Source organism: Collinsella aerofaciens (assembly GCF_015555045.1).
GTDB lineage: Bacteria > Actinomycetota > Coriobacteriia > Coriobacteriales > Coriobacteriaceae > Collinsella > Collinsella aerofaciens_W.
On record NZ_JADNJQ010000043.1, the window covers coordinates 1 to 14,064 of the forward strand.

15 protein-coding genes and 1 pseudogene are annotated in these 14,064 nt (G+C 66.6%); all 16 read right to left on the reverse strand.

What is annotated here, in order from left to right; genetic code table 11:
- Window positions 1–72: 72 nt before the first annotated feature.
- The gene (locus I2E45_RS09875) at window positions 73–213 is read right to left on the reverse strand and encodes a hypothetical protein (RefSeq protein ID WP_195445937.1); all 141 of its coding nucleotides are present in this window, start codon (window positions 211–213) and stop codon (window positions 73–75) included.
- Window positions 214–216: 3 nt separating this feature from the next.
- The gene (locus tag I2E45_RS09880; RefSeq protein WP_195445938.1) at window positions 217–492 is read right to left on the reverse strand and encodes a phage holin; all 276 of its coding nucleotides are present in this window, start codon (window positions 490–492) and stop codon (window positions 217–219) included.
- 10 nt (window positions 493–502) lie between these two features.
- On the reverse strand, window positions 503–814 hold the full coding sequence (locus I2E45_RS09885; RefSeq protein ID WP_195445939.1) for a hypothetical protein: 312 nt from the start codon (window positions 812–814) through the stop codon (window positions 503–505).
- Between the two features lies 1 nt (window position 815).
- The gene (locus I2E45_RS09890) at window positions 816–998 is read right to left on the reverse strand and encodes an XkdX family protein (RefSeq protein WP_195445940.1); all 183 of its coding nucleotides are present in this window, start codon (window positions 996–998) and stop codon (window positions 816–818) included.
- A complete protein-coding gene (locus tag I2E45_RS09895; RefSeq protein WP_006235545.1) occupies window positions 998–1,324 on the reverse strand; it encodes a hypothetical protein in 327 nt (108 codons plus the stop codon). Before I2E45_RS09895 ends, I2E45_RS09890 begins: the two co-directional genes overlap by 1 nt.
- Window positions 1,325–1,494: 170 nt before the next feature.
- Window positions 1,495–2,682: an RNA-directed DNA polymerase gene (locus I2E45_RS09900; RefSeq protein WP_195445948.1), complete on the reverse strand. Its 1,188-nt coding sequence runs from the start codon at window positions 2,680–2,682 to the stop codon at window positions 1,495–1,497.
- Between the two features lie 192 nt (window positions 2,683–2,874).
- Window positions 2,875–3,012, reverse strand: a pseudogene (locus I2E45_RS10615) (hypothetical protein); the annotation flags it as partial.
- A 34-nt stretch (window positions 3,013–3,046) separates the two neighbouring features.
- Complete coding sequence (locus I2E45_RS09905; RefSeq protein WP_271742356.1) at window positions 3,047–3,517, reverse strand: hypothetical protein; 471 nt, start codon at window positions 3,515–3,517, stop codon at window positions 3,047–3,049.
- 104 nt (window positions 3,518–3,621) lie between these two features.
- Window positions 3,622–4,530, reverse strand: coding sequence for a DUF6273 domain-containing protein (locus I2E45_RS09910; RefSeq protein WP_195445941.1), 909 nt, complete (start codon window positions 4,528–4,530; stop codon window positions 3,622–3,624).
- A 9-nt stretch (window positions 4,531–4,539) separates the two neighbouring features.
- On the reverse strand, window positions 4,540–5,178 hold the full coding sequence (locus tag I2E45_RS09915; RefSeq protein ID WP_195445942.1) for a hypothetical protein: 639 nt from the start codon (window positions 5,176–5,178) through the stop codon (window positions 4,540–4,542).
- Window positions 5,179–5,215: 37 nt separating this feature from the next.
- Window positions 5,216–5,461 (reverse strand): hypothetical protein, encoded by a 246-nt coding sequence (locus I2E45_RS09920; RefSeq protein WP_195445943.1) that lies wholly within the window; start codon window positions 5,459–5,461, stop codon window positions 5,216–5,218.
- Window positions 5,458–7,032 (reverse strand): phage head spike fiber domain-containing protein, encoded by a 1,575-nt coding sequence (locus tag I2E45_RS09925; RefSeq protein WP_195445944.1) that lies wholly within the window; start codon window positions 7,030–7,032, stop codon window positions 5,458–5,460. The genes I2E45_RS09920 and I2E45_RS09925 overlap by 4 nt, the downstream gene beginning before the upstream one ends.
- Window positions 7,022–9,319 carry a fibronectin type III domain-containing protein gene (locus I2E45_RS09930; RefSeq protein ID WP_195445945.1) on the reverse strand — a complete coding sequence of 766 codons (2,298 nt, stop codon included), beginning with the start codon at window positions 9,317–9,319 and terminating at the stop codon, window positions 7,022–7,024. The genes I2E45_RS09925 and I2E45_RS09930 overlap by 11 nt, the downstream gene beginning before the upstream one ends.
- A gap of 33 nt (window positions 9,320–9,352) precedes the next feature.
- The gene (locus I2E45_RS09935; RefSeq protein WP_195445946.1) at window positions 9,353–12,511 is read right to left on the reverse strand and encodes a tape measure protein; all 3,159 of its coding nucleotides are present in this window, start codon (window positions 12,509–12,511) and stop codon (window positions 9,353–9,355) included.
- A gap of 360 nt (window positions 12,512–12,871) precedes the next feature.
- The gene (locus tag I2E45_RS09940) at window positions 12,872–13,261 is read right to left on the reverse strand and encodes a hypothetical protein (protein WP_117563918.1); all 390 of its coding nucleotides are present in this window, start codon (window positions 13,259–13,261) and stop codon (window positions 12,872–12,874) included.
- 66 nt (window positions 13,262–13,327) lie between these two features.
- The gene (locus tag I2E45_RS09945) at window positions 13,328–13,960 is read right to left on the reverse strand and encodes a phage tail tube protein (RefSeq protein ID WP_195445947.1); all 633 of its coding nucleotides are present in this window, start codon (window positions 13,958–13,960) and stop codon (window positions 13,328–13,330) included.
- Window positions 13,961–14,064 lie beyond the last annotated feature (104 nt).

Below are 14,064 nucleotides of genomic sequence, written 5' to 3' on the forward strand. Positions count from 1 at the left end.
GCGGTGTCCCCTCCCTTTCAAGAAAGGGAAGAGGCGGGGCATGCCCCGCCTCTTACACCACATCTCTGCGCGCTACCCGTCGGACAGACAAATCGTCTCGGTCGTTCCGTCCCCCATGCGGTTGGCCTGCGAGTATCCGTGACCGCCGCCCCCATCATGGGAGACGAGGTGTTCCATGACCTGCGCGAAGGCCTCGCGCTGTGTGATGGCCATGGCCTACTCAACCGCCTTGGCGTCATATGCGGCATGGGGCTCGCTGTACGACATGGCACGCTTCGAGTCCGACGCGCCCTTGGTGGTCGGATCGACGATCACGCCGAAGCCGGCGAGAACGGTCAGGATGATTCCGACGAGCTGGATGAGCGACCCCTGGGAGATAGGCGCCACGACTCCGAGGATTCCGAGCACCTGATAGGCTGCGCTGATTACGGCGGCGGCCAATGCCGCGAGCGTCTGCTTATTCTTGAAGCGAAGGGCCCAGTTGATTTTCATTTTTCAGCTCCTAATCTGACCCGCCGATACCGTGATGCAGGTCGTAACTCTTCTCGACGCGGTCGAGCCGGTTGAACAAGGTGATGACCTGTTGCTCGACCTTCGTGAGGCGCTCGCCGTGGTCGTCGAGCTTGCGGTTGATCTCCTTGACGCCATCCTTGATCTCGCTCGTGTCGCCGCAAAGGCTGTCGAGCTTGTCTTCGGTCCGCTGCTCCTTGGCAGACGATGTTTTGGATACGGAGACGCGCCCGATGAAGAACGTGACAATCACAACGGCGGCCGAGAGGACCGACGTTGCCTCCCCGATGCTCAGCGCCGGCACCCTAAACCTCCTCCGCGTACTCTTCTCCGACGATCTCCTCATATTCGTCGCATGTGATCCACTTGCAGGCCACGGCTCGATGCACCATGGCCTTGGTCCAGAGGCCGCGCTCGTAGTAGCGCCTCACCTTGTCATAGTTCTTCGAGTGCGCCGCCGTGGTTGCAGCCTTGACGCGTCCCGCCATTACTGTTCACCCCCGACCGTCATCATCAGGTAGTCGATGTTTGCCGTGTTGGTCTCGGTTTGGCTGGGCTCGGCGACCTTCTCGCGCATCTGCTCAAGCAGCTTGTCCACGTCCGGGGCCTCACCCTTTCCGTAGGCGGCGACGGCCGCGGTGTAGGCGAGCTTTCGCGCCTTCCGCTCAACGTACTCGTCATCGTCGATAACGCCCGCGTCGTGCGCCGCGTCGGGGTCGCCGATCTGCGACAGCAGATCGCGCAGGGCGTTGACCTCGGCCATGGTGCCGTCTTGAAGCTCGTTGGGGCGCGGCATGTCTTCCTCAGTGTCCATGCGGACTCCTCTCTTGTCGGGGAATGTGTCGCCATCGTATTGGCGCCGTGAGATTGCCGGGCCGCTTCGATGGGCGCAAAGAAAGAAGGCGCGCCGCGGCACGCCTTCGATGCTTCTGTTATTTCGCGGCCGCTTCGCTTAGGCCGCTGCTTTGAGTTGCCGGTTCTCCGCTATTGCGAGGGCTTGCCTCCGCTTGAATCGTCCCTCGGGTTGGCCTGCATTGAGCACCCCCCCCCCTCCCGCGCGAGATTTTCGAACAGGCTGTGGTACAGCGCGTCCATGGCCAAAACGCTGCGGTGCGCGTCCAGCCGCTTCATGCCGCCGCGCCAGCTCTGGTAGCTCCGCTCAACCTGCTCGGGGGTCATGACGCCATCGGCGACCATGCGGGCCATCTTCTTCAGCTTGCGGCGCTCGCGCGTGATGGAGTCGCGGCACGGCTTCACGACTATGCGGCCCGTCTCCGTGTAGAAGATGCGCTTCTTCAGCCACGTGAAGCCGCGCGACAGCTTCACCACGCGGGTCTTGCGCGGGTTCAGCTCTATGCCCAGCTCGGCGCACTTGCGCCCTATCAGCAGCAGGCACACCTGCAGGTACTCCTTGCTCTCGTGGATCAGGTAGAAGTCGTCCATATAGCGCCCGTAGGCCTCAGGGCGCAGCATCTCGGTCACGTAGTGGTCGATGCGGTTGGGGTGGGCCACCGCGCATATCTGGTTCGGCTCGCTGCCCAGACCCAGGCCCACCTCGCCCTGTGCGTCTATCAGGCGGTGCTCGAGGGCGACCACGCGCGGATCGAGCAGTGCGTCGGCCACCTGCCGCTTGACGGGTTCGTGGGCTATGCGGGCGAAGTAATCTGAGAAGTCGCCCAAAAGGATGTATCCCTCGCGCCTGTGCCGCCGCCAGTGGTCGGCCAGGCGGCGCTTGAGCAGTTTCAGGGCGTAGTCGGTGCCGCGCCCCTTGATGTTGGCGGAGTTGGCCGTTATGAGTGTCGGGACTATCGCGGGTACGAGGGCGTTCTGAGAAAGCGACTTCTGAATCACTCGCTCTGGGAAGTGCACGGCGCTGATGTGGCGCAGCTTGCCGCGCTCCCACAGGTCGAAGCGGATGAAGCCCCGGCATATGTCGCGGCCCTCCAGAAGGTCGTTCCTCGATTTGACCGCGTTTCGCAGATAGTCCTTCATATAACGCTGCGTGGAGGACTTCCACATCACGCCGCCCGCCGCCTGCTTGGAGGCCTTGCAAAGGCTGTTGAGGTCGGCCACGGCCTCAAGGGTGCACGGCTTCACGCGCTCGGCCTTGGCCTTGGCGCGCCTCTCCTCGCGGCGCTTGCGGCGCGCGGCCCTTCTTTCCTCGGAGTTCATCGAAGGCACCCCGCACGGCTCTCAGTGTGGCTCTGGCAGCCGCTTGAGGTATGGCCATGAAACGCGGCGAAGCCACGGAGCGCCGCGCCATGCAAGCAGCGTCCGGCCACCCTCGCGGGGTGCGTATTTACGGGCGCATGCCCGACGGTCGCGCCTTCCTTCCTCTTCGCGCTCTGCTTTCGGCTCTGGGGCCTACTCGGTCTGGCAATAAGGGAATCCGGGGCGGGGGCGAACCCAGACGTTCGTCGCGGAGTTGTAGTTGGCATTGCCGTTGTTGTTGACGTAGCACACGTTGGACGACGAGCCACCCATGACGGAACGCAGCCACCAGTTGTACCGATATACAAGGCGGGACCGCCGTCCATTATAGCGAACGCAGGCGCTCTAGCTCGGCCTCGGCCTCGGCTATGCGCTCCTCGGTGGACTTCTTGCCGGTGACGCGCACGTTCTTGCGCGCGCCCTTCAGCAGCTTGATCTCCTCCTCGACCATGGCCGCCAGCTCCTCGAAGCGGTTGGCGTTCACGGGCAGGCCGATATCCATGAGGCACTGCATGTCCAGCATAAGCTGCTCGCAGTCCGCTATGGCCAGCGTCAGGTAGCGTTTCCTCTCCAGCGCGTTGAACGAGGTGTTGGGGTAGAAGCAGTCGGCGCGGTTGACGTTGTACACGATGCCGCGCGCCGTCTCCACGGTCGGCACCGCGTTCAGCAGCCTGTAGGCCTTGGGCACTACCGAGGAGGACGCCATCAGCTTGTTGACCTCCACGCGGATGGCGATGGCCTGCGTGAAGAACTTGTATTCGGACACCTCGCGGTTGCGCTGGTAGACGCCGCTCACGTGCACCTCCTGGGGAAACTGGCGAAAAACCCGGCCCGCTTCGCGGGCAGGAGGCGGCCGCGCAAGGCGGTCGCCTAGAAGCAGAGTACAGAGCACTCGGCTGGCTAGCCGACGAGGAAGCCGGGGCGGGGGCGAACCCAGACGTTCGTCGCGGAGTTGCAGGTGGCATTGCCGCCGTTGTTGACGTAGCACACGTCGGACGACGAGCCACCCATGACGGAACGCAGCCACCAGTTGTACCGATTTCCGTTGACTCGGTGAGCGGTGTCGCGGAACAGGTCCCACTGGCAGTCGAAGCCGACGCTGTAGCCCTTCGTCCCCCACACGGGGCAGCCGTACACCTCCATCTCCGACAGCGAGAACACCTTGCCGATATCCTGCCAGCTCCACGAGTTGGAGTCGTTGAGCGCGCCGCTTGCGCTGTAACGCTCCTCCAGCAGGACGCGCTGGGTCAGCAGGTACTTGGTCAGCCCCTCGGGCAGGCAGGCCTCGAAGGCCGTCTCCCACGCCTTGAGGTTGCTGTTGGGGTAGGGGCATTTCTGGTCGGCGGTGCCCTGGTTCGTGTTGGTGGTGTTCCACATTAGGAAGCTGTCGTTTGCCACGCCTGTCACGGATTTTGCCACGGCCACGGGGGCGGACGCCACGAACGCGATATGGTGGCCCTTGCTGTTGTCGCCGCAGTAGAGGTACGGGTCGATGTGGGCAAGCAGGAACCGCGCAGATTGCTGGGTGGTGACTGCGGACGCGCTCACGAGAGGCACGTCGATGTAGTCCCCGACGCGAAGGCCCGCGAAGTTGCCGGCCGCCGCTCGCTTGTGCAGCGCGTCGTACACGCTGCCGCTGCCGATCTCTCCCGCCAGGATGGTGGCGATGTTCTGCCCGCCGTACTTGCCGATTTGGCCCTGGCGGTTGTACTCGGCGTTGTTGAGCGCCGTCTGCGCGTTGCTGCGCGCGGTATCGTCGATGACGTTGAGCGACTGGCCGCCGACGACCAGTGTCTTTGCATTTGCCATTTATCCTCCTTAGGCAAGGGTTACCGTGCTGCCCGAGACCGAGCACGTGCCGCCGAACGACACCGTGTCGCCGGACACCGACGCCTTGGATGCCGGGCAGTAGACGGTCCCGTCCATGTAGATGAACTTCCCCGTCGCGTCGGCGAGCATCGTCGCGAGCTGGCCGTTCTGACGGCGCAGCTCCGCGATATCGGATTCGCCGCCGGCGCCCTGCGCCACCGAGTTCGCGATCTGCAGCGCCTGGTTCGCGGCGGCCTCGGCATGAGACGCCGCGCCGTTGGCCGCGGCGGCCGCATTGCTCGCCAGCGCAGTCGAGGCGCTTGCGGTATCGTTCGCGGCATTCGCCTTCTGAACGGCGGCGTTGGCGTTCTCGGTGGCAGTCGAGCACTTCGCGGCGGCCGTTCTGGCAACTCCGGCGGCGACGTTGGCGTCATATGCCTGGGTCTTTGCGGTGCCTGCGGCGCTGCTCGCCAGCGACGCGGCGCTCTCGGCCCTCTTTCGCGCCGCCTCGACTTCGTCGTAGTTTGCCGGGCGGAACAGGTAGGTGGTGATGCTACCGTCGCTCTCCGTCACGTCGAGGCCGTCGATATAGTCGTCCTCCCCGACCTTCACCTCGTAGACGGCGGACCCGTCGCTGTTGTTGGCCATGCGGATTCCCTTCCGCGGGCCTGCGCCCGCACGATAATCAAGCGATGATCCCGATCGCCGTCCAGAGCGGAGGCGACCCGATGAGGATGGCGCGCTGACCGGGCGCCGCGCCCCGGCAGGACGTCGTCATGCAGATGCCGGCGACAACCGAGCCCCCGATGCGCACGTCGACGGTCCTGGAGTCCGCCGCGACGACGGTGCCGTAGGCGATCGAGACGCCGGGCGCCGATGGGCCGGCGACGATATCGGCGAGGTCCGCGGCCAGGGACGGCATGACGCTCACGAGGCATCACCCCTCATGTACATGCGGAGCTCGATCCTCATGGGGCATCCCATCGAGAGCTCGAGGTCCATCTTCCGGATGCAGGCGCGGGCGAGCTCGATCCCGACAGACGGCAGCCTGATGGCGCACGCCGAGTAGACGTCCGCCGACGGGTTGAAGATCGCCGTGATGGTCGGGCGGCGGATGACCGAGCACTCGGTGGCGAGCAGGCTCGCCGCCTTCTCGTTCGCAGCCTCGACCGCGAACTGCGTTGCCACAACGCCCTCCTCGACCTTGACCTGCGCTACGTCGATGTACGATCCGGTCGGCGCGCTAGCGGCAAGGTAGATGTAGCCCGCGCTGTATTCCTCGGACTTGGCCGGGGTGGCCGTGAGCGACAGCCTCGTCCAGCCCGGCCCGATGGCGACCGTCGCGGTCTCTCCCCCGTCGTCCTCGCGCCAGATTGGCTGGACCCTCACCTGCACCCTCTGCGACGCGTAGAGGTAGACGGACTCGGTGTACGGCTGGCCCTTCTTGAGGGATATCTTGTCCTGGGCGATGCCGATCTCACCGGAGCCCGACCCCTTCGTGATGCGGATCGCCTGGCTGATGCCGCCGATCGGGCACCCGGAAACGCCGATGGTCTCGATGGTCCCCCCGCCGCCACTGCACCTGAAGGTCGCGCTGTCGTGGGTGCCGTCTCCGGCGAGCGGGTAGGAGCCGCCGGCGATGACGCTCTCCCCTGACGGGAGGTCGCTGTACTGGTACCGCTTCACGATGCGGCGGCCCGTGGAGACGGTCGACCACTCGCTCTGCGGGCTGTCGTCCGAGGCCGTTCCCCTGACGCTCTCGCCCTGGGTAGCGAAGTCGACGTGCACCACGTTCACCGCGTCGAAGTCGTCCTGCTCGTCGGTGAGGTCGGGAAGCACCCGGCAGTCCTCGCCCTCTGAGAAGGTGCGGTCGATCGGCCTCGCCGCCGGCTCCAGGTAACGCCTGAACAGCACGCGCCCGTAGGCGTCGGTCGACGCGCTCCTGAATCCTGCGGCCGAGAGCAGCCTGTTGACCGCGCCCAGCTTGTTGTCCGGCGTGTCCGCCGTGGCGGCGATCCCGAAGACCCATGCCGTCGACAGCGTGTAGTCGCTCGGCTCCGCGACCACCTCGAGCCCGCACCCCTCCGCGATCGCCTTGGCCGCGGAGACCGCGTTTGCGCCGGCCGGCACGGTGTACGGCTCGTCGAAGTCGTCCTTCGCGAGGTCGTGGAGTCTGCCGTAGAGCGTCGCGATGCCGGTCGCCACCTCGCCGCTCACCGTGCGGGACGGCGTCGAGCACTCGAAGGTCCCCAGGCACACGGTGCGCGACGCGCCCGAGATCGGGTCCTCCGCGTCGAGGTAGATGCGCACGAAGTCGTTGCCCATGTCGAGCCTGCCGACGTAGTCCAGCGATGCGGACTCATAGGTGTCCGTGTCCTGGTTGCGGCTGATGCTCCCGCCGGTGAAGCACTCGATGGCGCCGGTCTCCAGGCCGGTCGACCGCGAAACGCGGGCGTACCGGTAGGAGGTCCTGAACGACGCGAGCCAGATATCATCCGACACCGTTGGGCTCCCTCCATCGCTCCCTCTTCGTCGATACGGACACCCTGTAGTCCTCAGGCGCGCACCTGGTGAGCGTCCCCGTGACGGCGGCGAAGCCGCGGTCGCCCAGATGGGGTCGCACCCAGGCGCTTCCGTAGCGGCCGAACAGGCCGCGGACGCGCAGGTAGTCGTCCTCCTCGATCGTGAACTCCATCGACTCCTTCATCGAGAGGTTGCCGCTCTCGAACCCCATGGGCAGGCCGCCGCCGACGAAGTGGAACTGGTCGCGCTCGCGCTCGGGGCTCGCCGAGTACTGCGGCGGGCCGCCCATGTTCCTGTCGCCCACGACGACCTCGGAGGCGTCCGACCCGAAGTTGAGGGCGAACCCGTCGCACGGGCACACGGTCCCCACCTCGGTCGTCGAGGTGGTTCCGGAGGCCGCGTAGCCGCGCGCGACGTAGGAGAACCCGACGTTGAGCGGCGGCAGGCGGTCGATGACGCTCTGCCCGGACTTGAGGCCGCTCGCGAGCAGGAGCCTCGAGCCGTCCGCGAGCACGCGCTCGATATCGAACGAGGCGCACGGCGGGAGGCTGTGGACGGTTGCGCGCGTCCCCTTTATGGACATGCCGCCCCTGATGCGGATGTTGCCCTCGGGCGTCATGGCCATGGGGCCGCGCAGCTTGTGGTCCCTGACGGAGAACTCCGAGATGCCGTCGCGCACCGTGACGACGGCCGCGAGCGCGTCGCTGTAGGAGACGTTGACGATGGGCGTGGCGGGCACGAGCCAGTCGGTCGAGAACGAGCGGGTGACGGTCGTGGACAGGCTCGAGCCGCCGCGGACGGTGAGCTCGAGGACGTACGCTGACCTGTTCTCCAGGCCGGAGGCGATCTCGTGCGACCGCGCGCCCGCGGCGACCGACGTGTCGATGACCGCGGAGCCGCCGCGCAGCAGCCTCAGGCGCTGGTAGGTGATGCCGGTCTCGTCGACAGCGGTCCAGGCGGCGCGCAGCGGGAGCTCGACGACGGCCTCGCCGTCCTCCGCGGGGGTCGTGAAGAACGCCTGCGGCGGGTCGGCGACCCTGAACACCGCGTACTCCGACCACGCTCCCCATGAGGGGTCGGCGCCCTTGGTGCGGACGCGTAGCCGGTAGGTGCCCTTCGCGGACAGGCTCAGGGATGTCGTCGACGCGGGCCCGGTGATGTGGTGCGGGACGGTCTTGCCATCGGGCCCGACCAGCTCAATCTGCGCCGCCGTCTGGGCTGTCCCGTCGGGGTGGTTCCGCGTCCAGCCGATGGTCGCCGTCGACCCAGTCGGGTAGGCGGGGTCGACCCCGGAGACGGCGGGCGCGTACGGCGGGCAGATCGTCGCCACTGCGTTGGATGCCGTCCACGCGGAGAAGACGGTGTCCCCCGCGCCCACCACGGGCTCCTCGCGGTAGGTGCGGACCTCGTAGACGACCTTCTCTCCCGCCACGGCAGACGGGTCGGTCATGGTCCAGACGCCCGGCTCCTGTCTGTCGGCGGTAAGGGCGCGGGGCTTGTAGGTCCTGCCGCCGTCGGAGGTCGCGCGGACATCGAAGCCGCTAATCCAAAACGGGATATCGGGACCCCTGACGACCAGCGAGACCTCGCCGTCGCCGGAGCGCGATAGCGAGACCGATGCCGGTGGGGAGGGCGTCTTGTAGACGCGCACGGAGTTCGTTCTCTCCGACGTGCCGCCTCGCCAGCGCGCCCTTACGTCGTAGTCGTAGTAATTGTTTGCCGATGTCGACGTGTCGCGCCAGTTGGAGATCGTGACGCTGTTGTAGGGGTTCTCGGTGTCGCCGCCGTTGGTATGGCGGTAGACGTTGATGCCGTCGTAGTACTTCCTGGCATCGTCGTCCGGGTGGTTGACCCACTCGAGCTCGGTTGTCCCGTCGGTCGAGCGCGTGACCCTGAGGTCGGTCGGGGCCGCGGGCTCGTATGCCGGGACCTTGCCGATCCTGGCGCGCTCGCCGCAGGAGGTCGTCGCGCCGACCCCGCCGTAGCCGTTGACTGCCACGGACTCGGTGTACGCCTCGACCCAGACGTCGTAGTCGTTGTCCTTGCGCTCCGCGTCGGTGTACCCACTGACGGTGACGGCGCGCTTCCAGGAGGAGGTCGTGTAGCCGTCGCCCGACGCGCGCCAGACGCCGCCGACCTTGACGTGCAGGCGCACGCCGTAGTAGTACCAGTCTCCGAAGTCGACGGTGGCGGTCCAGTAGATGCGGGCCGTGGTGTCGTTCACGTTCGACATGGACGTGGAGAGGTTGACGGTGTAGTACGTCACGCCTCCCCTGGTCGTCTGCGCTGATGCCACCTGCTACCCCCTTCCAGTCCTGACGGTCCTCTTGAGTTCGGAGACCAGCGCCTTGAGCGCCTCCGCGACCCTCTCGTCGACCTCGAGGGCGGACCCGTCGAGGTAGATGTTGTAGACGTCGCCGCGCTGGCCGCCGAGCTTTGCCATCTGCTCGGCGATGGTCGCCGCGAACGGCTCCGAGTACTTCCGGTTGGTGAGCGGGACGATGGCCTCGGCACCGTCCTCGCCCACCCAGTCGAGCGGGTAGCCGGTGACCGGCGCGTCGACGATGGCGCCATGCGCGTGCATGCGGATGCCGCCGTCGGCATGGCGTATGCCGCCGGCGGCCTTCTCGTTGCGCGTCCTGTTGACGGTCAGGTAGGTCGTGGTAATCGTCGCCGACCTGGAGTGGAACGGCTCGTTCATCACGGCGTGCATGGCGGACTGGCACCTGGGGAGCGTCCCGTAGGTCGCCTTGGCGGTCATCTCCTTGCTCTTGAGCTTGGTGCCGTTGAGCTTGTCGACCGACGTCTGGGCCCTGTCGACTTCCTTCTTGTCGACCTTAGCCTTGCCGTTCTTGGACTGGAGAGCCGTCCCGTTCCAGGTCACGAGGTTGCCCTGGGCGTCGCGCAGGTCGCCGACGCTCACGTCGACGGTGCCGTTCTTGTCCATCAGCTGCGAGCCGTTCCAGGTGTACACGTTGCCCTGGGCGTCCATGAGCTGGGTCTGGTCGACGGTCACGTTGCCGTTCTTGTCGACGATGGGCTGCGCGTTGTAGTTCTGGACGGCCCACACCATCTGGTCGATGTTGCCGTTGAAGTTGCTGGCGAGCGCGGCGAGGTTGGCCGAGCCGATGCTGTTGAGCGTCTCGGTCGACACGCCGGCCGCGGCGCAGGCGTCAGAGAACGCGCCGAAGTCGATGTTCTCCTTCGAGAACGCCTTCTTGAGCTTGCCGCCCATGTCCTCGAGCGCGGCCTGGATCTGGCTCGCCGCGCGGACCGTCGAGGCGGCGCCCTCGTCCATCGAGACGCCCCACCCGTCGAGGTCGTCGACGATGGAGCGGGCGGTGCCGTCGTAGTCCTGAGCCAGCTTGGCGAGCTGGTCGTCGCTGAGGCTCGCCAGCTGCTCGGTGTCGACGCCGAGCTGCGTGAGAGAGCCGGAGACGGCGGACAGGGTCTCGCCGTTGGCCGAGAGCTGCGCCTGGAAGAGCGTCAGCTGCGCCTGGGCGAAGTGCTCGAAGGTGCTGCCAGCCTCCTGCGAGGTCAGCGCGGCGTCTCCGAGCTTGCCGTTGAGGACGTCGATGCTCTCCGAGGCGGAGTCGAACTGCTTCTTCGCCTCGTTGTACTCCCTGCCGACCTTCTCGGTGCAGGCGAGCGCCTCGAGCTCGCCCTTGGAGAGCTCCGGGTAGGTCTTGGCGAGTTCCTTCAGGCGGTCCTGGTAGGGCTTCGTCTTGGAGGCGAGCGTGTTTGCCGCCTCGGACTGCGCCTGGTACGCCTCGGTGAGGTTCGCCGTGAGGGCGCTCACCTCGGCGTCCTTCTTCTTGGATGCGACGAGCTCGTCGATGGACTGCTTGAGGTTCTTGACGTTGCCGTCCGCGTCGACGTACCGCCCGTTCGCCACGTCCTGCGCCGAGATGTTGAGCCCGAGCTGGTCGTTGAGCAGCTGGAGCGCCCACGTGAGCCGGCCCTGTGCGTCGGTGGACAGGTCGGTCTTGCCGGCGTAGTTGTCGATGATCTGCTGAGCGGTGTTGAGCTGCGCGATCTGCGACTCGGCGGCCCTCGTGTTCTCGTTCATGGCGTCGACGTGCTTGCTGATCGACTCGGCGAGCTCATCGACTGACATCGCCGAGAAGGAGGACTTCTTGCCTACGTTCTCGACCCTGCCGGCGTAGGACTCGAGCGCCACGGTGTTTGAGGCCGCGTCGACCAGGCCGGTCGTGGCCTTGTTCAGCGCGTCCGTGCGGGCCTGCCACTCGACCTGCTTCTCGATGAGTATGCCGATGCCGGCGGCCGCGACGGTGCAGCCGATCGCGACCGGGTTGAAGCCGACGCCAACCGCCTCGAGCGCCTCGGCGAACGTACCGGCGCCCCCGCGGGCGAGCTTGAACGCCTCGGTGGCCTTGCCCACGCCGCTCGCGACGCCGGTGAGGACCGGTACCGCCTTCTGCCACGCCGCGATGCCCGCCGCCCCCGAGACGATCTCGGGTGCCAGGCTATTGAACCCGCCGTAGAGCTGCTTGACCATCGGCATCGACGCCGAGACCCCGCCGTTGACGACCCTGAAGAAGCCGTTCACGGCGCCCTTCGCGTCGTCGAGCACCCCGGCGATGTTGTTCCTGCCGACCGCCTCGAGCGTGCCGGTGACGCCCTTCGTAACGGCGTTCGACATGTTCTGGATGCTCGTCTGGACGCCGCCGGCCGCGGTCTCGGCCTGGTCCTTGAAGGACGCGAAGCTCGCGCCGCCCTGCGTGTCGAGCTCGACCATCTTGTCCATGAGCTGGTCGAGCGTGATGGTCGGGTCCTTGCCCCCGCCGCCGAGCGCCGCGTACAGGTCGTTGGCGTTCGCCGTGGGGCCGAGCATGGATTTCGCCAGCTGGTCCATCTGGCCCGGTGCGGCCGTCGTCAGCGAGCGCCAGTCCTCCATCTCGGGCTTGCCCTTGGAGAGGATCTGGCGGAACTGCTCCATCGCCGCCGAGCACAGCTGGGTAGAGCTGCCCGAGGCGATGAGCATGTCGTTGAGCGCGAGGCCGACGTCGGTGGCCCTGTCGAGGTCACCGACCGTGGCGGTGATGCCCTGGACGACCGAGACCATGTCGTCGAGCCTGGTGGGCAGTGTCGACAGGCGGTCGGACATCTTGCCGATCGATGCGTTGGCGGAATCGGCGGAGTACCCGAGGGACTGCATGACCTTCGGGTAGTTGTTGAGCGTGTCGAAGCGGCTGATCGCCGACCCGACATGGGACGAGATGGAGTCCATGGCCTTCGACGTGAGCGTCGAGAAGGCGCCTATCATCGCGCCGCAGCCGGCCAGCCCCCTCCCGAACCCGGAGCCGGTGCTCTTGCCGAGGCTGGAGCCGGATTTGCTCGCCTGCCCCTCGCACTTGCCGAGCGCGGACTCGACCGATTTGGTCAGGTTGTCGAACCTGGGGACGATCAGCAGGTCCGCGCGTCCGATCTCAGCCATCCGTCACCTCCACCCACTCGGTGTTCTCGATGCGGTCGCGGACCGATGCCGCGCGTTCCACGGCGGCGCCGGCGGCCACTACATCCTGTGGGCGGGGAGTTCTCGGGGCGTCCGATGCCCTGCCGCCGCACAGAGCGGTCGCCGCCGCGTAGACGCTGTCCACGATGTCTGCCGCCAGATGCCGCTCCTGCGTCCAGCTGCGCTCCGGGTGGAGGGCAGCCACGGTGAGCGACCCGTCCGGCAGCGTCCTCACGAGGTCGTACGCCTCGGCGGCGCCGACCTCGTCGTAGCAGCAGCCGTAGTAGGCCCTGAAGTCGTGCCTGAGCAGGGGCAGGTGGCGCTCCTCGAGGTCGGCGAGCTCTAGAAGTTTTTTAGTTCGGCCGAGTAGAGCAGCTTGTTGTATGCGTAGCCCAGCGCGTCGTCGTCCTGCGTGCCGTCGTCCTCGGTCACGGCCTCCATGAGGCTCGCGTACTGCTCGTCGCCGAGGAGGAAGCGGAACGCCCCGTCGAGCTCCTCGGTCGTGCGGTCCTCCTTGTTCATGGCGTCGATGAAGCGGCGGTCGTGCGCGCGCTTGACGGGGATGCTCATGGCGATGCCGAGCACGGTCAGCTCGGCGCAGCGGCCGCGCTTCTGCTCGATGAGTTTCGCCTTGTCCGCCGCCGTCTGCGCGGCGGCGGTCGTGAAGCCGAGGACCTTGGCGTACGCCTCGAGCTCGCCCTCGTCCATCATTGCCAGGTAGTCCTTGTTCATCTTTCCTCCTAGGTAAAGGGCCGCCCCGGCAGGACCGGGGCGGCGTTCTCGTTATGGCGCCGTCGCCTACGCTGCGGGCTTGGCGCGGTAGATCGTGAACAGCGGCTTGTCGGCGGTCTTGAGGACCGTGAAGGTGAAGCCGTACTGGACCAGGCCGCCGGGCTTGTGCTCGACGTCGTCGCAGGAGTCGATGGAGACGCGGGGGATGACGGTGCGGCGCAGGTACCCCGTGTCCTCGAGCTCGTCGATGACGAGCGGGACGCGCACGTCGGAGTTGGCGACGGCCTTGATCTGCTTGAAGGTCCCGTCCTCGTAGGTCTCGACGTTGTCGGCGCCGTAGCGCAGCTTGGCGACGGAGGAGCGGACGGACTCGATGAAGACCATCTTGTACTGGTGCTTCTCGCCGGAGACCTTGGTGAGCACGATGGACTGGTGCCAGCCCTGGAACTCGTTGACCGTGATGCTCTTAGAGGCCGTGAAGCCGTCCGTGGAGAGGTCGCCCAGCGACACAAGGTCGGTGAGTGTGGAGATCTTGGCCACGGCGTCGGTGGGCAGCGCCGCACCCGCCTTGAAGCTCGTGTACACGCAGCCGCCCTCGACGGGTGAGCCGGTGGTTACGAGCGAGGGGTCGATGTCGGCTGCCGGGGTCGCGTCCTCGGACGCGAGGGCGACCTTGGCCTCTTCGTTGTTGGATGCCATTTATCCTTCTTTTGGATTGGCTACACTGATGTGGACAGTTCCGGGAGGGGCGCAGGAGACGGGAGGGCCGTATATGAGGGACCCCAGGCACCCGAGGCATTTCA

What these genes read in the sequence shown, in the direction of transcription:
- I2E45_RS09895 (WP_006235545.1), bottom strand. Translation starts at nt 1,324, where the DNA reads ATGGACACTGAGGAAGACATGCCGCGCCCCAACGAGCTTCAAGACGGC.
- I2E45_RS09890 (WP_195445940.1), bottom strand. Translation starts at nt 998, where the DNA reads ATGGCGGGACGCGTCAAGGCTGCAACCACGGCGGCGCACTCGAAGAAC.
- I2E45_RS09900 (WP_195445948.1), bottom strand. Translation starts at nt 2,682, where the DNA reads ATGAACTCCGAGGAAAGAAGGGCCGCGCGCCGCAAGCGCCGCGAGGAG.
- I2E45_RS09915 (WP_195445942.1), bottom strand. Translation starts at nt 5,178, where the DNA reads ATGGCCAACAACAGCGACGGGTCCGCCGTCTACGAGGTGAAGGTCGGG.
- I2E45_RS09880 (WP_195445938.1), bottom strand. Translation starts at nt 492, where the DNA reads ATGAAAATCAACTGGGCCCTTCGCTTCAAGAATAAGCAGACGCTCGCG.
- I2E45_RS09875 (WP_195445937.1), bottom strand. Translation starts at nt 213, where the DNA reads ATGGCCATCACACAGCGCGAGGCCTTCGCGCAGGTCATGGAACACCTC.
- I2E45_RS09945 (WP_195445947.1), bottom strand. Translation starts at nt 13,960, where the DNA reads ATGGCATCCAACAACGAAGAGGCCAAGGTCGCCCTCGCGTCCGAGGAC.
- I2E45_RS09910 (WP_195445941.1), bottom strand. Translation starts at nt 4,530, where the DNA reads ATGGCAAATGCAAAGACACTGGTCGTCGGCGGCCAGTCGCTCAACGTC.
- I2E45_RS09940 (WP_117563918.1), bottom strand. Translation starts at nt 13,261, where the DNA reads ATGAACAAGGACTACCTGGCAATGATGGACGAGGGCGAGCTCGAGGCG.
- I2E45_RS09935 (WP_195445946.1), bottom strand. Translation starts at nt 12,511, where the DNA reads ATGGCTGAGATCGGACGCGCGGACCTGCTGATCGTCCCCAGGTTCGAC.